This window comes from Stenotrophomonas sp. 82F1, assembly GCF_056861525.1.
Map to the genome: position 1 here is coordinate 1 of NZ_JBSPUD010000002.1, position 20,544 is coordinate 20,544.

Sequence of the window (20,544 nt, forward strand, 5' to 3'; positions counted from 1 at the left end):
ACAATTTGTGAACTGGTACAACCACCGTCGGCTGCACAGTGCCAACGGCCTTGTGCCACCTGCGCTCCGTGAAGTGCAGGTGGCCTGAACTCCCTTTGGGAGTGTCCAGAAGTACTTGACCACCACATATTCACGGCGGCCCCTGCGCAGCCCACCCTCCCGGCCAACCTGAAGTGGACATGCGCATTTCGCGATTCACCACGAGGGGCTTCGCCGTTGGCTGGATAATCAGATACTCCGGAAACAAAAACGCCCCAGCGCAGGGCCGGGGCGTATTCGTGGGTCAGGTCAGGCAGGAATCAGAACTCCTGCCAGTCTCCATCGGCCAGTTCGGTCACTGCCGGGCGAGCGCCGCTGACGCGTCGGGCCGGCGGTGCCATCGGTGCCGGGGCAGCCGGGGCAGCAGCACGCGGTGCCGGCGTGCGCGCGGCGACCACGACTTCGGCTTCGTCGACCACGAAGATCGATACCGCCTCGCTCAGATGACCCGCCTGTTCTTCCATCGCACGTGCGGCAGCAGTGGCTTCTTCCACCAGCGCGGCGTTCTGCTGGGTGGTTTCGTCCATCTGCACCACGGTCTGGTTGACCTGCTCGATGCCAGCGCTCTGCTCCTGCGAGGCAGCGGAGATCTCGGACATGATGTCGGTCACGCGCTGCACCGAGGCGACGATCTCGCCCATGGTCGCGCCGGCCTTGTGCACCAGCGCCGAGCCGTCGTTGACCTTGCCGACCGAGTCGTCGATCAGGCCCTTGATCTCCTTGGCCGCTGCGGCCGAACGCTGGGCGAGGGTGCGCACTTCGCTGGCAACCACGGCGAAACCGCGGCCCTGTTCGCCGGCACGGGCGGCTTCCACCGCGGCGTTCAGCGCCAGGATGTTGGTCTGGAAGGCGATACCGTCGATGACGGAAATGATCTCGGCAATCTTCTTCGACGAGGCCTGGATGGCCGACATGGTGGTGACCACCTGGCCGACCACTTCACCGCCCTGCGAGGCCACGCCGTGCGCACCGATGGCGAGCTGGTTGGCCTGGCGCGCGTGTTCGGCGTTCTGGCGCACGGTGGAGGTCAGTTCCTCCATCGAGGCGGCAGTTTCTTCCAGGTTGGCGGCCTGCTGTTCGGTGCGGCGCGACAGGTCGCTGTTGCCCGAGGCGATTTCGCCGGCGGCCGAGCTGATCGCGCGGCTGGACTGCTTGATGCGGGTGACGATCTCGCTCAGCTGTGCGGCGGTGGCGTTGGCATCGTCACGCATGCGGGCGAACACGCCCTGGTAGTCGCCATGCATGCGCACGGTCAGGTCACCCTGCGACAGTGCGGCCAGCAGGCCAGAGATCTGTTCGATGCTGCCCGAGTTGGCGTCCAGCAGGCCGTTGATCTGCTGGGCCAGCTGCAGGAAGAAGCCTTCCTTGTCGTTGGCATCGATGCGGCCGGACAGGTCGCCGGCAGCAGCCTGGGCAATCACCCGGGCCACTTCGGCCTCGACCTGCGCTTCCTGGGTGCGGTCGCGCCATTCCACCACGTAGCCGACGGTGTCGCCGTCTTCGTTGCGGATGGTCGACACGACCTGGGCGAACTGCGCATCGCCGTACTGCATCGGGCGGCGGGCAACGCCATGCTGCTTGAGGTTGGCCAGCAGGGTGTTGTCCATCTCGCCACGGTGCTCGAGCACGGTGACCGGCTTGCCGACCAGCGAGGCGTGTGCGTCGAAGTCCGGCAGGTCGCGGCGCAGCTCGTCCTGGTACTGGGCCAGGGTCTGCTGCAGGGCGCGGTTGCTGTAGACGATGGTGTTGCTGGGATCGGTCAGGTAGACACCGGTCGAGCTGTAATCCAGCGCGGTGCGGATACGCAGGTTCTCGCGGGCGATCGCCTGGTCGGTTTCGGTGCGCTCGCGCAGGTCGCGCTGCATGCGCTGCATGGCCTGCATCAGTTCGCCCACTTCGTCCTGGCGGCTGACATCGATGTGACCATCGAGCTTGCCACCGGCGACGTCGTTGGCCACCGAGACGGCGCCACGCACGCTGCCGACCAGGGCACGGGCGAACAGCCACACCAGCACCAGGCCGAGTGCGGCACCGCCGAGCAGGGCGATCACGGTCAGCACGGCCGAGGCGGAGTAGGTGGAGGCGGCTTCGTCGCGCGAGGCGCGGGCGAGGCGGTTGTCTTCGGCGATCAGCGCTTCCAGCGCGGCGCCCGCCTTGCGGTGCTTGGTGCGGGTCTCGCCGACGAAGGTATCGATCGCGTCGTCGGGCAGGTCCAGCTCCAGCATTTCGGTGACGCTGTCATAGGAGGCCAGCGCGTCCTTCCAGTCCTTGGCGAAGGTGTCGAACAGCTTCTTCTGCTGTGCGTTGTCGACCAGCTTCGGATAGTCCTTGATCGACGTGTCCATGCTGGTGCGCAGTTCGACGGCCTGCTTGCGGGCGTCGGCCTTGACGTCGTCGCTGGCGCGGATCAGCTGCTGGTAGGCGCTGTTGCGGTACTCACCGAGCATGCCGCGCATTTCGCCGGCCATGCGGATGCTTTCCATGCGTGAACCGGCCAGCTCGGTGGTCACGTTGTTCAGCGAATGCAGGCCACGGTAGGCGACGATGCCCTGCAGCAGCATCACCAGCAAGAGGACACCGAAGGTCAGCATGAGCTTCGGCATCAGTTTCAGGTTGTTGATCCACGGCATGGGCGTTGCGATCTCCTAAGGCAGACGCGGCCGGGCGCGGGGCCCGGTTGCAACAGCCACGCCGGCACACTGGCCGGCGTGGTCTGACGGACAGCGGATTACTTGATGTTGGCCAGCTTCAGGCTGGACGGCGAGCTGACTTCGATTTCCGCACGCGAGGCATCGCGCTGGATCTTGCCGATCACGCACACGGTCTTGCCTTCCAGGGTTTCCAGCGGGAAGGAGAACTTGCCGCGGTTCTCGCCGGCGATGCGGGCCGAGAAGGTGTGGCGCGGGAAGGCGCCGCCCATGTACAGGAAGGTCGGCTGGCCTTCGGAACCTTCTGCGAAGCGGGCCTTTTCGACCTTGCCGCAGACCATGCCGTCCTTGCCGACGGCGCGCGGTGCCATCTCCGGCGGAATCATCTCGGCCGACTGCGCGAAGGCGGAGGAAGCGGTGGTGGCCAGGACGGCAGCCGAAACGAACGCAAGCAGGGACTTCATCGGGGTGATTCTCCGGGGATGGTGATGGTGGATCCGGCCTTGGCGCGTTCCTGCGCGACCGGCTTCTGTCCCCCTATCGGCGTGGATGGGGGGAACTGAAGGGCTGCGTAACAGAAACGTGAAGAAGGTCCGTTTGTTCAGGCGGCGGCGTCTTCGACGACGTGGCTCTGGCCCATGTCGGCGCTGTCCAGCAGGGTTTCGATATCCAGCAGGATCAGCATGCGGTCGTCGTGGGTGCCGATGCCGGAGATGAAGCGGGTGTCGACGGCGGCGCCGAATTCCGGGGTCGGGCGGATCTGCTCGGCCGACAGCGGGATCACGTCGGAGACGCTGTCGACCACGATGCCGACCACGCGGTCTTCCACGTTGAGCACGATCATCACAGTGAAGGCGTCGTAGCGGGCGTCTTCCAGGCGCAGCTTCAGGCGCAGGTCGATCACCGGCACGATGGTGCCGCGCAGGTTGATGACACCCTTGATGTAGTCCGGGGCATCGGGGACGCGGGTGACGGCGTCGTAGCCACGGATTTCCTGCACCTTGAGGATGTCCACGCCGTAGTGCTCGGCACCGAGGGTGAAGCTGAGGAATTCGCCATCGGCGCCGGCGGCGGAGCTGTTCTTGTCGTTCATCGAGGGGTCCTGGTTCTGCCGGAAGTGCCGGTGTCAGGCTCGATATCGGCCCCGTAGTGGGGGACTTTAGAGATCCATCCACGCATGGCGTGGATCTACTGGGGCATGCATCCACGCATGGCGTGGATCTACTGGGGCATGCATCCACGCATGGCGTGGATCTACTGGGGTCGCATCCACGCGTGGCGTGGATCTACCAGGGATGGTAGTGCCGGCCGCTGGCCGGCAGATCCGGTTGTGGATGTGTCAGAGCTCGCCGTTGCGGCGTGCCTTGCGCTGGCGGTCGATGCGGAAGATGTAGCGCTGGATGGCGCTGTCGCCGCCGCGGGGCAGGTCGTCGAAGCGCATGCCGACGCGCTTGACCTCGGTGCCGTTGGGCAGGCGTTGCGGCAGCAGGTTGCAGACCACCAGTGAGATCTGCAGGTCCGGGCCATCGGGCATCGACAACTGCGCCCGGTAGCGCTGTTGCAGGCTGAAGATCGCGCAATCGACGGGCACGGTCACCGCCAGGCCGCCGCCACTGATGTCCACCACCCGCATCGACAGCGCTTCGGCCTGGGCCTCGCCCGGCGGCAGCAGCAGGTGCGGTGAATCGGTGATGGGGGTCTCCAGCCGGTACAGTTCACGCCGCTGCAGGTGCACCAGCTCCTCGGGGAACGGTGCCCGGAAGGCGACGTGGCCTTCGTTGTCCACGCGTTGCAGGTCGTGCAGGCGGAAACGCACCATCACCCGTTCCAGCTGGGCGAAGCAGAGCAGGTGGTCGGCCTGTTCGGCGGCGCGGTTGGAGGCTTCCTGCGGGCTGCCATCGAGCAGCAGCATGTCCTCGTCCTCGTCCAGTTCGAGCAGGGCGGTCGGGAAGGAGCGATCGCGGCCGTCGATATGGGCGTTGATCAGTGATCGCTGCTCGATCAAAGAACGCAGCAGCTGCCGCACCTGGCGGGGATTGCGGACCAGGAAGCGATCGTCGGCGGCGTCGGCCGCATGGACTTCGGGCGGTGCAGTGTCGTGGCCGTCGGACATGGAATCTGTGGTCAGGGGCGGGCGCCGACGCGTGTGGGCGCGTGGCTCGAAAGAAGTATCGGCTGCGTTGCGGATTTATGTAGCACCGCACGCGCTCGACTGATTCGTTGTGCCATGCCGGACACCGAAGGGCCAGCGGTCCGCTGTCGGGGTGGCGCGGGGCCACCCCGATGCTGCGATCAGAACTCCTGCCAGTCGCCGTCGCCGGCCAGCGCCGGCTGTGCAACGGGCTTACGCACGCGCGATGGCGTGGCGATGGGCGCAGGCGCCGCTTTGCGCGGTGCACTTCCGGCCGCGGACATCGCCGCACGCGGCGCCGCGTTGCCTGCGCTCGGCGCGGCCAGGCGGAAGCGTGCAACGGCCTCGCCCAGCTGCGCGGCCTGGTCTTCCATCGCCCGCGCGGCCGCAGTGGCTTCTTCCACCAGCGCAGCATTCTGCTGGGTGGTTTCATCCATCTGCACCACGGTCTGGTTGACCTGCTCGATGCCGGCCGACTGTTCCTGCGAGGCGGCGGAGATCTCGGCCATGATGTCGGTCACCCGCTGCACAGAAGCGACGATCTCGCCCATGGTGCTGCCGGCCTGGTGGACCAGGCTGGAGCCTTCGGCGACCTTGCCGACCGATTCGTCGATCAGGCCCTTGATCTCCTTGGCGGCGGCGGCCGAGCGCTGGGCGAGGGTACGCACTTCGCTGGCGACCACGGCGAAGCCACGGCCCTGTTCACCGGCACGGGCGGCTTCGACCGCAGCGTTCAGCGCCAGGATGTTGGTCTGGAAGGCGATGCCGTCGATCACCGAAATGATCTCGGCGATCTTCTTCGAGGAGGCTTCGATGGCCGACATGGTGGTGACCACCTGGCCGACCACTTCGCCGCCCTGCGAGGCCACGCCATGCGCGCCGATGGCGAGCTGGTTGGCCTGGCGTGCGTGCTCGGCGTTCTGGCGCACGGTGGAGGTCAGTTCCTCCATCGACGCGGCGGTTTCTTCCAGGTTGGCGGCCTGCTGCTCGGTGCGGCGCGACAGGTCGCTGTTGCCCGAGGCGATTTCGCCGGCGGCCAGGGTGATGCTGGAGGTGCTGGCCTGGATCTGGCTGACGATCTGGGTCAGCTGGGCAACCGTGGTGTTGGCATCGTCACGCATGCGGGCGAACACACCGTGGAACTGGCCGTCCATGCGTGCGGTCAGGTCGCCCCCGGCGATAGCCTGCAGCAGCTGCGACAGCTGGCCCAGGTTGCCGTCGGCGACCTGCATCATGCTGTTCAGCTGCTCGATCATCACGCGGAAATCGTGATCGAAGCGCTGCGCATCGCCACGCTGGCTGAAATCGCCGGCGGCGGCAGCCGAGGCCAACTGCTGGATCTGCGTGTTGATCGCCAGCAGGCTGGCCTTGGCCGCATCCATCGATTCATGCAGGATCGCGCGGCTGCCCGGCAAGCGGCGGGCATCGGGGGCGAGGTTGCCGGTGGCGTACTGGTTGAGCACGTCGATGGCATCACGGATCGCATCGAGGTGCTCGAAGATCACCGTGTTGATGCCGCCGGCGAGCTGGCCGTAGACGCCCGGGAAATCTTCCGGAATGCGGTGGCTGATATCGGGGCCGGCATGCATCTGTGCCATCAGCTGGGTCTGCTCGGAGAAGCGACGCAGCATCGCGGTCATCTCTGCGGTGGCGGCCAGCATGCGGCCCGCCTCATCCTTGCCGGTGGCCTGGGTGGTGACGCTGAGGTCGCCACGGGCAACCGCCTGGATGGCATGCACGGCCTTGCCCAGCGGACCGACCACGGCGCGCGAGATGACCACGGCCAGGGTGGCGGCGACCACGACCAGCAGCACGATGGCGGCGATGATGGCCAGCATGCTGTTGCGGTGGGTCGCGTTGGCGTCGTCGATCTTGCCCTGCATCTGGGTTCCCAGCAGCGCACCCAGCGCCTTCAGGTCCTCAAAGGCCTTGCGGCGCAGCGGGCGCGACTGCTCATCGGAGATCTGCCGGGCGGTCTCGCCATCACCCGCCGTCGCCGCTTCGCGCAGCTTGGTATTGGCGGCGAAGTAGCCATCGACGTCGGCCTGCACGGCCTGGTACAGCGCGCGCTCCTTGTCGCCGGCCGGCAGCTTGGCATAGGCGGCCAGCTGCTCGCGCACTACCGCAGCGGTGTCGTTCATGCGCTTGTTGTAGTCGGCCACCTTTTCCGGCTGGTCCAGCATGCTGATCTGGGCCAGTTCATAGGTGCGGAACTCACCCAGCTGCGAGCGCACTTCACCGAGGTACTGCACCGATGGGATGTCGTTGGTCGCCATCGAGGTCAGCTTGGCATTGGCTTCGGACAGGCGGACCAGGGCGAACGCACCCAGCACGACGGTCATCAGGGTGGTCAGGGTGAATCCCACAGCCAGCTTGCGGGCGATGGGCAGATCGTGGAACCACTTCATGCAGGGTGCTCCAAGGTGGGCAGAATACCGGCGGCGGCGCCGCAGGCAAAAGGTCGTTGCAGGAGGGAACGGTGGTGCCGGGTGAAGGATCGGTGACTGCCGTCATGTCGAGATAGCGGCGCCTGTGCGGCGGACTTTATGGACCTGTGTCACATTCGCTGGCGTAGGGAGATGCGGCGCAAAGCACGCCCTGGCGGGGCGTTCGCATCGATATCGTGGTTTCAGGCGAAACCATGCGCACGATGAAGTTCACAGTGCAGGTTGACGGAGTTCACAGCAGACCGCGCAGCCCTGCCAGCCGCGAAGGAGGGGTGCTGTTGTATGCGCGCGCAAACAAAAACCGCCGCCCCGGAGGGCGGCGGTCAGGCACGGCACGTGGAGCGGCTCAGGCGGCCTGCGGCACCCGCAACGAACGCACCAGGCCGCCGATGTCGACGATCAGGGCGACGCGACCGTCACCGAGGATGGTGGCGCCGGAGACGCCGCCGATGCGGCGGTAGTTGTTCTCGATGTTCTTCACCACGACCTGCTGCTGGCCGACCAGTTCGTCCACTTCCAGCGCGATTTTCTGGCCATCGCCTTCCACCACCACCACCAGCGATTCACTGCCGGGTGCGCGTTGTCCATAGCCGTAGTACTCGCTCAGCGACAGGATCGGCAGGTACTCGCCACGCACGCGCAGCACGCGGCCTTCGCCGGCCATGCTGCGGATGTCGTCGGGCTGCGGCTGCAATGCTTCAAGCACGTAGGCCAGCGGCAGGATCAGGGTTTCGCCGGCCACCGCAACGGTCATGCCGTCGAGGATGGCCAGGGTCAGCGGCAGCCGGATCAGCGTACGGGTGCCGGTGCCGAGGCCGCTTTCAATCTGCACCTCGCCACCGAGCGCCTGGATGTTGCGGCGGACCACGTCCATGCCGACGCCACGACCGGACAGGTCGGTGACCGCATCGGCGGTGGAGAAGCCGGGCTGGAAGATCAGGTCCCAGACCTGCGAATCGGTCGGGTTGTCCGGCACGGCCAGGCCGCGTTCGTGCGCCTTGGCCAGGATCTTCTCGCGATTCAGGCCGCGGCCGTCGTCGCTGACTTCGATGACGATGTGGCCGCCCTGGTGCGAGGCTGCCAGGGTGATCGTGCCGGTCTCGTCCTTGCCGGCGTCGCGACGCACGTCCGGCATTTCCAGGCCGTGGTCGATGGAGTTGCGGACCAGATGCACCAGCGGATCGGCGATCTTTTCAATCAGGCCCTTGTCCAGTTCGGTGCCTTCGCCGATCGTGCGCAGGCGCACGTGCTTGCCGAGGCGGCCGGACAGGTCGCGGACCAGGCGCGGGAAGCGGCGGAAGACTGCGTCGACCGGCAGCATGCGCACGCCGATCACCGCTTCCTGCAGATCGCGGGTATTGCGTTCAAGCTGGTCCAGGCCAGCGAACAGGCTCTCGGCATGGACCGGGTCCAGCGCGTGCGAGACCTGCTTGAGCATGGCCTGGGTGATGACCAGTTCGCCGACCAGGTTGATCAGTGCATCGACCTTGTCGACGCTGACGCGGATGGAGGTTTCCGCTTCCTGGCTGGCGCCGGCGCTCGCCGTCGGTGCGGCAGCGGCAGGCGCGGGGGCAGCCACTGGCGCGGCAGCCGGTGCCTGGGTGGCGAGGCTTGGCGGTGCGGCCGGACGGATGTCCAGTTCGCAGTCGTCCAGCACCCAGGCGAAGGTGTCTTCGATCTTGCTGCGCGGCACCTTGCCGACCAGGCCCAGGTCCCACGCAAGGTGGGCTTCGAGCGGATCGAGCTGGGCAAAGCCGGGCAGGCGATCCATGCGTGCGGCGACCTGCAGCGAACCCAGGTGTTCCAGTTCGCGGATGATGCGCAGCGGGTCGTTGCCGCTCATGAACAGCGACGGCGCCGGAGTGAAGCCGATCTGCCAGGCTTCCGGTGTGTCGTCGACCTTGCTGGCGGCGGCCGGCGCAGCGGCGGCCGCCGCCTGGCCGGACAGCACCGATTCCAGGCGCGCTTTCACCGCAGCAACCGCTGCAGGGTCGGCGGGCTGGCCGTGCTCGGCCTCGCGCAACAGGGCACGCAGCACGTCCACCGACGACAGCATCGCATCGACGGCGTTGCCTTCGAGAGCGCGCTTGCCGGCACGCAGCTCATCCAGCAGCGTCTCCAGCACGTGGGTCAACCCGGCGATGGCATCGAAGCCGAACGTGCCGGCGCCACCCTTGATGGAGTGGGCGGCACGGAACACCGAGTTGATGATCTCCGGGTCCTGTTGTCCCGATTCCAGGGCCAGCAGGCCAGCCTCCATGGCGTCGAGGCCTTCGCGGCTCTCCTCGAAGAAAGTGGCGTGGAAGCGTTGCAGGTCCATGCTCATGGCAGTGGCGATCCGGAAGCGAAGAGGGGGAGCAGTGCGGGGCGATCAGCCCAGCACTTTCTGCACGGTGGCGACCAGCTGTTCGGGATTGAACGGCTTGACCAGCCAGCCGGTGGCACCGGCGGCCTTGCCTTCGGACTTCTTGTCCGCGGCCGATTCGGTGGTCAGCATCAGCATCGGCGTGAACTTGTAGTCCGGCAGCTGGCGCAGTTCGCGGATCAGTGCGATGCCGTCCATGTTCGGCATGTTGACGTCGGTGACCACCGCATTGAAGCGCTGGCCCTTGGCACGTCCGAGCGCGACCGCGCCGTCTTCAGCTTCTTCGACGGCAAAACCGGCCGAGGTGAGGGCGAAGGAAACCATCTGGCGCATCGACGCCGAATCGTCCACCACCAAGATACGTGCGCTCATGCAGCGTTCTCCACAGATTTCAGGTTGTCATGGGGTACGTCCAGGCCCAGGGCCTGGGTGACGCCCAACAGGCGTGCAGCGTCACGGAAGGTTGCAGTGCAACCGTGGAAGCCGGTGCCCAGGCCTGCCTCGCGGCGGGCCTGTACGAAGGCACACAGCACCTGCACGCTGGCGGTATGGATGCGACCGACCTGGCTTGCATCCAGGGTCAGCTCGCCTGCTTCCGCCACCAAGGGCGAAAGGCGGTTCTTGAGCTCGGTGCTGCTCTCGATGCCGAGATCCTCACCCAGTTCGACAGTGCTCATCGTTGCTCCGGACAAACGGTTCCAGCATTCATAACGGCACCGCGCGGTAGTTCTTTAGGGGCGTGATCGGCGCGAAGTGCCGATTCACCCCAGCAGCTGCGTGGCGTCGAGCAGGATCATCGGCCGCTGGCTGATACGGGCCACGCCGCGGAACAGGTCATTGGAGATCTGGCAGATGCGGGCGGTATCGGGCGGTTCGATCTGCGAGTCGGTCAGGTTGGCGACGTCCTCCACGGCCGACACGCGCAGGCCCAGGGTCTCGCCGTTCTCTTCGAGCACGACGATGCGGGTCTGCGCGTCATCCTCGGCGGACGCCGCGCCCAGGTGCAGGCCAAGATCCATCACCGGCACCACCTGGCCGCGCAGATTCATGATGCCGAGCATTTCCGGGGAGGTACCGCGCAATGGCAGCAGGGGCACCGGCAGCACCACTTCCTGCACCTTCAACAGCTCCAGCGCGTAGGCCTGGGTGCCGCAGCGCAGGCGCAGCCAGCGCGAGGTGCGCTCGCCGGCGCGGCGGTTCTGCGGGTGCGGGCTGCTGGCGGGCTGATGCGCCTGTGCCTGCAGCTCCTGCCAGGTGCCGGGGCGGTTGCTGGACGGGGTGTCGACCGCGATCCGTGGCGGCGGCATTACGGCGGCGCGGGTCATCGACGGCATCGCTGACGGTGCCGGGCGCACTGCAGGCGTGGCAACGGCCGGCGCGGTGATGGCGGGAACCACGTCGCCATCGGCGGCAGCTTCGAACGCGGCCTGCAGCCCGGGACTATCGGTGTGCGCGAGGCTGTCGGCGGCGTCGGTTTCGTAGATCACTTCGTCCGGCAGGTCATCCCAGGTGGGTTCCGGCGCAGGCGGTGCGACAGGGGCAGCAGCCACGGGCGCGGTTTCATGGATCACTTCAGCCGGCAGATCGTCCCAGGTCGGCTCGCGCTCGGCGTCGGCTGCAGGCGCGGCGACGGCGTCGAAGGCGGCCTCGAGCGCCGCATCGTCGCTGGCCGGGGCGGCCGCGACGGAGTCGGTTTCGTAGATCACTTCGGCCGGAAGGTCGTCCCAGGTGGGCTCGCGCTCGGTGTCGGCCTTAGGCACGGCGACGGCGTCGAAGGCGGCCTCGAGCGCCGCATCGCCGCTGGCCGGGGCCGCTGCGACGGCGTCGGTTTCGTAGATCACTTCGGCCGGCAGGTCGTCCCAGGTCGGTTCGCGCTCGGCATCGGCCGCAGGCGCGGCAGCGGCGTCGAAGACGGCTTCGAGCGCCGCATCGTCGTTGGCCGGGGCCGCTGCGACGGTGTCGGTTTCGTAGATCACTTCGGCCGGAAGGTCGTCCCAGGTGGGCTCGCGCTGGCCGTCGACTACTGCACTCGTCGGGCGCGGCGTGGCATCTGCGGCGACCGGTGCGACCGGTGCGACCGGTGCCACGGCAATGTCGCCGAGCAGCTCGTCCAGATAGTCATCCAGCATGCCGGTGGTGTTCATGCCGCCTGCTCCAGGGCGCGTGCGTCCTCACCGAGGATCCAGTTCAGCGCGCGGCGATAGGCCGCCAGGCCACGGCCCGGGTAGTCCTCGCCGATGCTCGGCAGGGTCAGCCCGGCCGCGTTGCTGATGCGGGTGTCGATCGGGATCGCATCTTCCCAGACGCGGCTTGCGTGGCGGTCCTGCATGGCGCGCAGCGATTCATTGCCGGTGCGGGTGCGGCGGTCGAACAGCGTCGGCAGGATCGAGATCGGCAGCGGGCGGCGGCGCGAACGCTCGACCATCTCGCCGGTGCGGACCATGCCATCCAGGCCGTGCAGGGCCAGCGGCTCAGCCTGGGTGGGGATGATCAGGCGATCGGCCGCGGCCAGCGCGTTGATCATCAGCAGGCCCAGGGTCGGTGCGCAGTCCAACAGGATGTAGTCGTGCTGACCCTGGTGGCGGGCGAGGGCGTTCTGCAGTGCCAGGCCCAGGCCCGGCTGGTTGGCGCTGCGTCGTTCCAGCGTGGCCAGCGAGGCCTGCGCGCACACGTAATCGAGCCCGCCGATGTTGCTGGCGTGACTGAGCGTGGACAGGTCGGCCGGTGGTGCGCCGAACAGTTCCAGCACGCCGGTGGGGGGCGGTTCGATCGGCACACCGAAGGCGCGGGTCAGCGAGGCATGCGGATCGAGATCGATCAGTAGCACGCGGTGGCCGAGCGCGGCCAGGCCGCGACCGAGGGCGAGGGTGGTGGTGGTCTTGCCGACTCCGCCCTTCTGGTTGGCGACTGCCCAGATGCGCATCGGATTACTCCTTCATTGCCGGGGGAACGGCGGCGCCGACACGGCTGCCAGCCGGCACCGGTGGCAACTGCACCGGTGCGATGGGGGAAGTGGGGGTGGTGGCCGGTGCTGCGGCGGCCTGTTCGCTCGCGTTGCGGGTGGACCCAGTCGCGGCATTCAGACGTTCGCCCAGCGGGTCCACCGAATGACTGGTGTCGGCCAGGATGATGACCATCACCCGCCGGTTGCGGTTGCGGCCCTGCGCACTGTCATTCGCTTCGCGGGGGCGGAACTGGCCGTAGCCGACCATCGCCAGCCGCGACGGCTGCAGGCCCTGGTCGGCAAACAGATGCACGACGCTGGCCGCGCGCCCGGCCGACAGTTCCCAGTTGGACGGGAAGGTGGCGGTGGCAATCGGCACGTTGTCGGTGTGGCCTTCCACGCGCACGCTGTTGGGCACGTCGCGCAGCACACCGGCCAGGCTGGCCAGGGTGTCGCGGGCATGCACGTCCAGCGCTGCCGAGCCGGTCGGGAACAGGATGTCGCTGTTGATCTCGACTTCGATCCACAGTTCGGTGCGGCGCACGCTGATCATGCCGCGGTCGATCAGGGGTGCCAGCGCTGCGGTCAGGCGGTCGGCGATGCTGTTGAGCTGGCGCTCGGCACGCGCGATCTGCTCCTGGTTGTGCACCGACACCGGCATGCGCATCTGCGAGGCCATCGCCGGCAGCAGGGTGGGATCGTGCGATGGTGCGGGTGCGGACGGCCCGATCTTGGTGCCGGACTTGATCACCGACGGGCTGTCCCAGCCGCCGCCCTGCACCTGCTTGTTGCCGACCTGCACCGGATTGATGGTGCGCGGCGCACCACCGAACGCATCGGTGAGGGCGTCGGCCATGATCCGGTACTTGCCCTCGTTGACCGAGGAGATCGCGTACATGACCACGAAGAAGGCGAGCAGCAGCGTCATCAGGTCGGCATAGGGGATGGCCCATGCTTCGTGGTTGGCGTGCTCTTCGTGGTGCTTGCGGCGGGCCATGTCAGTGCAGGAAGCCGGAGAGGTTGGTTTCGATGTTGCGCGGGTTCTCGCCCTGGGCGATCGAGATCAGGCCTTCGATGACCATTTCACGGTCGCGGCTGGAATGGGCGATCACGCCCTTCAGCTTGGCGGCGATGGGCAGGAAGAGCAGGTTGGCCGAGGCGATGCCGTAGATGGTGGCGGTGAACGCCGCTGCGATGCCGTGGCCGAGCTTGCTCGGGTCGGCCAGGTTCTTCATCACCGCGATCAGGCCGAGCACGGCGCCGATGATGCCGAGCGTAGGCGCATAGATGCCCATGGCCTCAAATACCTTGGCACCGGCCTGGTCCTGGTGTTCCTGGCTGCCGAGTTCGATTTCCAGCATGTGCCGGATCGATTCGGGTTCCACACCGTCCACCAGCAGTTGCAGGCCCTTGCGCAGGAACGGATCACGCTGCGCTTCCACCTGCGATTCCAGGCCGAGCAGGCCCTGGCGGCGGGCGATGTTGCTCCATTCCACGATCTGCTGGATCAGTTCGCGACGGTCGCTGTGCGGCGGGCGCACGACCCAGCGCACGATCTTGAACGCATGCTTGAACACCGCCGGCGCGGTATGCAGCAGGATGGCCGCCACGGTACCCACGATCACGATCACAAAGGCGGCAGGCGACCACAACGACGCCAGCCCGGCGCCCTTGAGGATGCTGCCACCGACCAGCGAGGCCAGGGCGAGGAAAAGTCCAATGAGGCTGAGTCTATCCATGGGTCCGGTATCGGCTTGTATGAATGGGACTTGAGACACCGGGAGAATCTGGTGTAACGGAGTTCACAGTTTCTTCTGTCGCCGGGCATGGCCCGGCGCTACAGCGTGTCGCGTTCAGCAATCGGGTCAGTCGTGTGGGCTGCGCAGTCCGTCCACGTCCAGGATCAGTGCCATGCGACCATCGCCGATCAAGGTTGCACCGGCGTAACCGCGCAGGCCGCGCAGGGCCTTGGGCAGTGGCTTGATGACCACTTCCTCGCGCCCGCGCACCTGGTCCACCACCAGCCCGAAGCGTGCTTCACCGGCCTGCAGCACCACGATGGTCAGCAGCGGCGAGGCGGCCGGCGTCACATCCAGCCATTGCCGCAGGTCGACCAGCGCCAGCGTGTGCGAGCGACGGTCCAGCACGGCGCGGCCATCGAACCAGCCCAGCGAGGTGCGCGGTGCATGCAGCACTTCCATCACGCGGGCCAGTGGCAGGGCGTAGACGTCTTCGCCGGCCTGCACCAGCAGGGTCGGCAGGATCGCCAGGGTCAACGGCACACGGATCATGAAGCGGCTGCCGCGACCCAGTTCCGACTGGATCTGGATCTGCCCGCTCAGTTCGCGGATGCGCGACTGCACCACGTCCATGCCGACGCCGCGGCCGGAAATGTCGGTGACCTGCTGCTTGGTCGAGAAGCCCGGCAGGAACACCAGGTGCAGGCATTCCTCGCTGCTCAGGCGGGCGGCGGCTTCCGGATCGATCAGGCCCTTTTCGCGTGCCTTGGCGCGCAGCTTTTCCGGATCGATGCCGGCACCGTCGTCCTGCACTTCGATGCTGACGTAGTCGCCTTCCTGCTGCGCCGACAGGCGCACGTGGCCCATCCGCGGCTTGCCCTGCGCTTCGCGCAGATCAGGCATTTCCACGCCATGGTCGATGGCGTTGCGGACCAGGTGCACCAGCGGGTCGGCCAGCGCTTCGACCAGGTTGCGGTCGAGCTCGGTCTCGGCGCCGATCAGTTCCAGGTCCACTTCCTTCTTCAGCGAACGCGCAACGTCGCGCGCCACCTTCGGGAAGCGCGAGAACACCTTGCCGACCGGCTGCATGCGGGTGCGCATCACTGCCGACTGCAGGCGCGCGGTGGCGATATCCAGCGTCGACACGGCACGGTCCAGCTCTTCATCGCGCAGGCGTGTGCGCAACGTCTTCAACCGGTTTCGTGACAGCACCAGTTCGCCGATCAGGTTGACGATGGCGTCCAGGCGCTTGGTATCCACGCGCACGGTGTGTTCGGCTTCGGCGACGGGCTTGTTGGGCGCCGGCTTGGCCGCGGGTGCGGCCGGCGCGGGCGCCGGTCGTGGTGCCGGTGCGGCAGCAATCCCTGCGATGGCGTTGCTGCCCGGGGCGGCACCGCCATGCAGCTGATCGAGCAGCGCCTCGAACTCGTCTTCGCTGATCATGTCGTCGGCCTTCTTCGCCGCCGCCACGGGTGCTGGCGCCTTGCCGCCGTGCAGCTGGTCGAGCAGGGCTTCGAACTCGTCGTCGGTGATCAGGTCGCCACCGCCGGCACCCGGCGTGGCGGCCGAGGGCGCAGCCGCGCCACCGCCATGCACGTCGAACTGGGCGACCAGTTCGGGCGGGGCAAAGCCGGGCTCGGTACCCGAGGACACCGCGTCAAGCATCGACTGCAGGTAGTCCAGTGATTGCTGGGCGGCATCGAAGTGATGTGCCTGCAGTACGGCCTGGCCGGCACGCGCAGCGCCCAGCGCCTCTTCGGCGGCGTGGCACAGTTCGACCATCGCGGTGATGCCGAGGAAACCTGCGCCGCCTTTCAGCGTGTGGTAGCCACGGAACACCGCGTTGAGCTGTTCATTGTCCTGCGGTGCCTGTTCCAGCGACACCAGCTGTTCGCCGAGGCGATCCAGGATTTCCTGGGCCTCGATGATGAAATCGGCAGTGATGTCGTCGGCTACCGCGCCCATGGTTACAGCCCCAGATCCGACAACAGGTCGTCGGCGTCGTTCTGCGAGACCGCATGGCGGTCCAGCCCTTTCAGTGCCGGCCCGGCCAGTTCCGGGTCGGTGCGATGCTGTTCCGGCGGCAGGCCGAGCGCGCCGAAGCCCTCGTGCACGCGGCGGACGATGCCCACCACGCGGCGGATGATCTGTCCGGTCAGGTCCTGGTAGCTCTGGGTCAGGGCGATCTCGGTGAGGTTGTGGCGGATGCGGTCCAGCTGCACGTCCTGGCCCGGCTGCAGGCCATCGGCGCGCAGCTGTTCGGTCAGGTTGCGGCACTCTTCGGCCAGGTCCAGGGTGCGGTGGGTGGCCTGTTCGGTCATCGCCACCACGTGGTCCAGGCGCGCGCAGGCGTCGTCCAGCTCGCCGGCTTCATCGGGCACGGTCGGCAGTTCGCCCAGTGCCTGGCCCAGTTCGCGGGCCAGCCGCGAAAGGCCGCTCATCATCGGCTGGGTGCGCAGCGCCACCAGGCCGTCGATGCGCTGGCGCCAGGCCGCCTCGTCGCCGGATTCCAATGCATCCAGGGCTTCCTGCAGGCGCAGGGCGAGGGCGCTCTTGTCGACCGTGGTGTCCATCAAGCGCTGGCCGCCAGGCGTTCGAAGATCTTGCCGAGCTTCTCTTCCAGCGTCTGTGCGGTGAACGGCTTGATGATGTAACCGTTCACACCGTTCTGCGCCGCTTCGATGATCTGCTCGCGCTTGGCTTCGGCGGTCACCATCAGCACCGGCAGGGTCTTCAGCTTGGCATCGGCACGGATCGCCTTCAGCAGTTCGATGCCGGTCATCACCGGCATGTTCCAGTCGGTCACCACGAAGTCGAACGGCTGGCTCTGCAGCAACGACAGCGCGGCATGCCCGTCCTCGGCTTCGGCGGTATTGGTGAAGCCCAGATCGCCCAGCAGGTTCTTGACGATACGACGCATGGTCGAGAAATCGTCGACGATCAGGATGCGCATGTTCTTGTTCAAAGCAGAGTTCCTTTGTTGATCAGCTCTCGAGGCCGGCGTCGGCCGCCTCGAAAATCTTCAGTCGGCCACGCAGGCGCAGGACCGCCTGGCCGTGGATCTGGCAGACCCGCGACTCGCTCACGCCGAGCACTGCGCCGATCTCTTTCAGGTTCAGTTCCTGCTCGTAGTAGAGCGACAGCACGAGCTGTTCGCGCTCGGGCAGGTGGCCGATGGCATTGCCCAGCTCGCGGCCGAACTCGCCGCGTTCCAGCACCTGCTGCGGGGTCGGGCCGCCCTGGGCGACGGTGTCCAGCTCGCCCTGGTCTTCAATGCGTGATTCCAGGCTCAGCACCTGCCCGCGCGAGGCGTCTTCCATCAGCCGCAGGTACTCGGGCAGCGGCATCTCCATCGCGGCAGCCACTTCGGTGGCGCTGGCGGCGCGGCCGGTGCTCTGCTCCAGGCGGCGGATGGTGGCAGCGGCGTCGCGGGCACGGCGGTGCACCGAACGCGGCACCCAGTCGCCACGACGGATCTCATCGATCATCGAACCGCGGATGCGGATCGAGGCGTAGGTCTCGAACGAGGCACCCTGGTCGGCGTCGTAGCTGCGCGACGCTTCGATCAGGCCCATCATGCCGGCCTGGATCAGGTCGTCCACTTCGACGCTGGCCGGCAGGCGTGCGGCCAGGTGGTGGGCGATGCGCCGCACCAGGTCCGAGTGCTGGGCGATGACCTCGTTGGCCGCCGTGCGCTGGACCTCTCTGTACTGGGCGGCGCCTTTCATGCGGCCACCCCACGCTGCTTGATGATGCGTTCAAGGAAGAATTCGACGCCACCGCGCGGCTCGGTCGGTGCCTGCCAGCGGGCGGTGCGGCGGGCGATCTCGGTGATCGCCAGTGCCGACGGGCTGGACGGATAGGCCTTCACCACCGGCTGCTGGCGCTGCACCGACAGGCGCAGCCAATCGTCCTGCGGCACGCAGCCGAGGTAGTTCAGCGAGACATCGGCGAGGAATTTCTCGCAGACGCGGGTCAGCTTCTCGTACAGCACGCGGCCTTCGTTGGGGTCGCGCACCATGTTGGCCACCACCTGGATGCGGTCCACGCCACGTTCGCGCGACAGCACCTTGATCAGGGCATAGGCGTCGGTGATCGAGGCCGGTTCATCGCAGACCACCACCACGGTGTCCTGCGCGGCCTGGCAGAAGGTCAGCACGCCATCGGTGATGCCGGCGGCGGTGTCCACCACCATGATGTCCAGCTCGCGCTCCAGTTCGGAGAACACGTTGACCAGGCCCACATGCTCGGCGGGGGCCAGCTCGGCCATGTGCCGGCGGCCGGACGCGGCCGGGACCACCAGCACGCCGTTCGGGCCTTCGATGATCACGTCATCCAGGCTGCAGCGGCCAGCGACCAGGTCGGCCAGGGTATTGGTGGGGCTCAGGCCGAGGATCACGTCGATGTTGGCCAGGCCGAGGTCGGCATCCAGCAACAGGGTGCGTTTACCCATGCCGGCAAGCGCCACGGCCAGGTTGGCCGACACGTTGGTCTTGCCGACGCCGCCCTTGCCGCCGGTCACGGCAATCGTGCGCACAGGGCCGAGCGGCTCGCTGCGGGTCGCCGTCAGCGGGAAGGTGGTGGTCAGCTTGGCGTACTCACGCGACGGCATGGTTCAACTCCGGGTTGCAGGGCATATCGGCCGCGCGGCGCAAATCTTCAAGGCGAAGTACAAGATTGGCTGCACTGGCCCGGTGCAGGTCGTCCGGGACGTCCTGGCCATCGGTCACCCAGGCGATCGGCAGCTTGTGGTCCACCGCCACCGACAGGGCGTTGCCGAAGCGGCCGGTCTCGTCCAGTTTGCTCAGCACCAGGCCCTGCAGGTTGGCCGCGCCGAAGCGGCGGACCACCTCGTCCATGTCGCCGAAGCTGGTGTTGGCCGGCAGCACCAGCAGGGTGCGGACCTGGCGGGCAGCGCGCAGCCACTGCAGCTGGGCGGCCAGTGCGCGGTCGCGCGGGCCCAGGCCGGCGGTGTCGATCAGCACCAGCTTGTAGTCCTTCAGGCGCTCCAGCAGCTGGTCCAGATCGGTGCCGCTGTTGGCCTCGTGCACCGCGATGCCGAGCTGGCGGCCATAGCCGTACAGCTGTTCACGGGCGCCGATGCGCATCGTATCGGTGGTGACCAGGGCGACATCGCGGGCGGCATGGGCTTCAGCGAAGCGCGAGGCCAGCTTGGCGATGGTGGTGGTCTTGCCGGCGCCGGTCGGGCCGACCAGGGCAATCACGCCGCCTTCCTCCATCGGGTCGACCGGGGCGATCGGCAGCTTGCGCGAGATCAGCCCCAGCATCAGGCCGCGGCCACGATGCGCTTCGGTTTCCAGCGGAATCTGCATGGCCACGTCGCGGGCGATGCCAGCGTCGAAGCCGTACTCGTCCATCAGGTCCAGCGCGGTGGCGCGTACCGGGCAGCCGCGCAGGCGCTCATCGGTGAAGCGGTTCATTTCGCGCTCGATCACCTGGCGCATGCCGGCCACTTCCTGGCGCAGGTGGCGGATCTCGGCGTCGTCGGCGACCAGGGTCAGCGCCGGTGCCGCTGCCAGCGCCGGCAGCGGTGCCGGTGCAGCTTCCGTCGGCTGCATGGCAACCGGCGCGTGGGCTGCGTCGTCTTCGGGCGCGACGGTGGCCTGGCGGGCAACCGGCAACGGCGGCGGCGACACTGCCGGCAGCTGCGTACTCTCTTCCAGCGGCGGATCGATCTGGAAGCGGGCGCGGTTCACCGGCGCGGCTGCGGCCGGCGAGGGCGCCACGATGGCGTCGGCGAACGGGGCGAAGATCTGTTCCGGCAGCGTCGATTCATTGACGGCGGCACGCGCCAGCGTAGCGGCGAAGCCGGTGCTGCCGCGCGTCGGCACGATTTCGTCGGCGCTGTCCAAGGTGCGGCCGGTAGCACCGACGGCGGCGCGGGCGAGGGCGGCAACGGCCGAGGTGGTGGCCGCCACCGGCTCCGGTGCCGGGGTGCTGCTGCGACGGCGGGTGACCGCGGCGATCACCGCGTCGGCGGCGGTACGCGGCTTCGGTGCGGGCGGCGGCGCCACGTCGCGGCGCGACGCTTCCAGGGCGCGCTGCACGGCGCTCTCATCGTAGTTGGCGGCGGCCACGATCTCGATGCCTTCTTCGATCCGGCGGTTGGACAGGATCACGGCGTCAGGACCATGTTCCTTGCGCACCAGGTTCATGGCCGAGCGCATGTCGGCGGCGACGAATCGTTTGATTTTCATGCTGTGGTCACGG

Annotated in this window: 18 protein-coding genes; all 18 read right to left on the reverse strand. The window is 67.5% G+C overall.

The window, feature by feature from the left end; all coding sequences use genetic code 11:
• Window positions 1-299 precede the first annotated feature (299 nt).
• Complete coding sequence (locus AC13GI_RS02395; protein WP_482995384.1) at window positions 300-2,669, reverse strand: methyl-accepting chemotaxis protein; 2,370 nt, start codon at window positions 2,667-2,669, stop codon at window positions 300-302.
• A 98-nt stretch (window positions 2,670-2,767) separates the two neighbouring features.
• Window positions 2,768-3,151, reverse strand: a complete 384-nt coding sequence (locus AC13GI_RS02400; RefSeq protein ID WP_025878966.1) for a hypothetical protein — start codon at window positions 3,149-3,151, stop codon at window positions 2,768-2,770.
• 137 nt (window positions 3,152-3,288) lie between these two features.
• Entirely contained in the window at window positions 3,289-3,780 is a 492-nt protein-coding gene (locus tag AC13GI_RS02405; RefSeq protein WP_482995385.1) for a chemotaxis protein CheW, read from the reverse strand.
• Between the two features lie 246 nt (window positions 3,781-4,026).
• The gene (locus AC13GI_RS02410; protein ID WP_482995386.1) at window positions 4,027-4,800 is read right to left on the reverse strand and encodes a flagellar brake protein; all 774 of its coding nucleotides are present in this window, start codon (window positions 4,798-4,800) and stop codon (window positions 4,027-4,029) included.
• Window positions 4,801-4,979: 179 nt separating this feature from the next.
• A complete protein-coding gene (locus tag AC13GI_RS02415; protein ID WP_482995387.1) occupies window positions 4,980-7,226 on the reverse strand; it encodes a methyl-accepting chemotaxis protein in 2,247 nt (748 codons plus the stop codon).
• 385 nt (window positions 7,227-7,611) lie between these two features.
• On the reverse strand, window positions 7,612-9,591 hold the full coding sequence (locus AC13GI_RS02420) for a chemotaxis protein CheA (protein ID WP_482995388.1): 1,980 nt from the start codon (window positions 9,589-9,591) through the stop codon (window positions 7,612-7,614).
• Window positions 9,592-9,636: 45 nt separating this feature from the next.
• A complete protein-coding gene (locus AC13GI_RS02425; protein ID WP_025878971.1) occupies window positions 9,637-10,002 on the reverse strand; it encodes a response regulator in 366 nt (121 codons plus the stop codon).
• Window positions 9,999-10,307 carry an STAS domain-containing protein gene (locus AC13GI_RS02430; RefSeq protein WP_059064119.1) on the reverse strand — a complete coding sequence of 103 codons (309 nt, stop codon included), beginning with the start codon at window positions 10,305-10,307 and terminating at the stop codon, window positions 9,999-10,001. The genes AC13GI_RS02425 and AC13GI_RS02430 overlap by 4 nt, the downstream gene beginning before the upstream one ends.
• An 84-nt stretch (window positions 10,308-10,391) precedes the next feature.
• Window positions 10,392-11,774, reverse strand: a complete 1,383-nt coding sequence (locus AC13GI_RS02435; RefSeq protein ID WP_482995389.1) for a chemotaxis protein CheW — start codon at window positions 11,772-11,774, stop codon at window positions 10,392-10,394.
• Window positions 11,771-12,553 carry a ParA family protein gene (locus AC13GI_RS02440; RefSeq protein WP_482995390.1) on the reverse strand — a complete coding sequence of 261 codons (783 nt, stop codon included), beginning with the start codon at window positions 12,551-12,553 and terminating at the stop codon, window positions 11,771-11,773. The genes AC13GI_RS02435 and AC13GI_RS02440 overlap by 4 nt, the downstream gene beginning before the upstream one ends.
• Window positions 12,554-12,557: 4 nt before the next feature.
• A complete protein-coding gene (motD, locus tag AC13GI_RS02445) occupies window positions 12,558-13,571 on the reverse strand; it encodes a flagellar motor protein MotD (RefSeq protein ID WP_482995391.1) in 1,014 nt (337 codons plus the stop codon).
• Between the two features lies 1 nt (window position 13,572).
• Window positions 13,573-14,313 (reverse strand): flagellar motor protein, encoded by a 741-nt coding sequence (locus AC13GI_RS02450; RefSeq protein ID WP_099818383.1) that lies wholly within the window; start codon window positions 14,311-14,313, stop codon window positions 13,573-13,575.
• Between the two features lie 126 nt (window positions 14,314-14,439).
• A complete protein-coding gene (locus AC13GI_RS02455) occupies window positions 14,440-16,278 on the reverse strand; it encodes a chemotaxis protein CheA (protein WP_482995392.1) in 1,839 nt (612 codons plus the stop codon).
• 2 nt (window positions 16,279-16,280) lie between these two features.
• Window positions 16,281-16,886: a protein phosphatase CheZ gene (locus AC13GI_RS02460; protein ID WP_099818385.1), complete on the reverse strand. Its 606-nt coding sequence runs from the start codon at window positions 16,884-16,886 to the stop codon at window positions 16,281-16,283.
• Entirely contained in the window at window positions 16,886-17,278 is a 393-nt protein-coding gene (gene cheY, locus AC13GI_RS02465; protein ID WP_005413247.1) for a chemotaxis response regulator CheY, read from the reverse strand. The genes AC13GI_RS02460 and cheY overlap by 1 nt, the downstream gene beginning before the upstream one ends.
• Window positions 17,279-17,297: 19 nt before the next feature.
• Window positions 17,298-18,041, reverse strand: a complete 744-nt coding sequence (locus tag AC13GI_RS02470; protein ID WP_025878979.1) for an RNA polymerase sigma factor FliA — start codon at window positions 18,039-18,041, stop codon at window positions 17,298-17,300.
• The gene (locus tag AC13GI_RS02475) at window positions 18,038-18,925 is read right to left on the reverse strand and encodes a MinD/ParA family ATP-binding protein (RefSeq protein ID WP_025878980.1); all 888 of its coding nucleotides are present in this window, start codon (window positions 18,923-18,925) and stop codon (window positions 18,038-18,040) included. The genes AC13GI_RS02470 and AC13GI_RS02475 overlap by 4 nt, the downstream gene beginning before the upstream one ends.
• Complete coding sequence (gene flhF / locus AC13GI_RS02480) at window positions 18,912-20,531, reverse strand: flagellar biosynthesis GTPase FlhF (RefSeq protein ID WP_482995393.1); 1,620 nt, start codon at window positions 20,529-20,531, stop codon at window positions 18,912-18,914. Before flhF ends, AC13GI_RS02475 begins: the two co-directional genes overlap by 14 nt.
• Window positions 20,532-20,544: the final 13 nt, after the last annotated feature.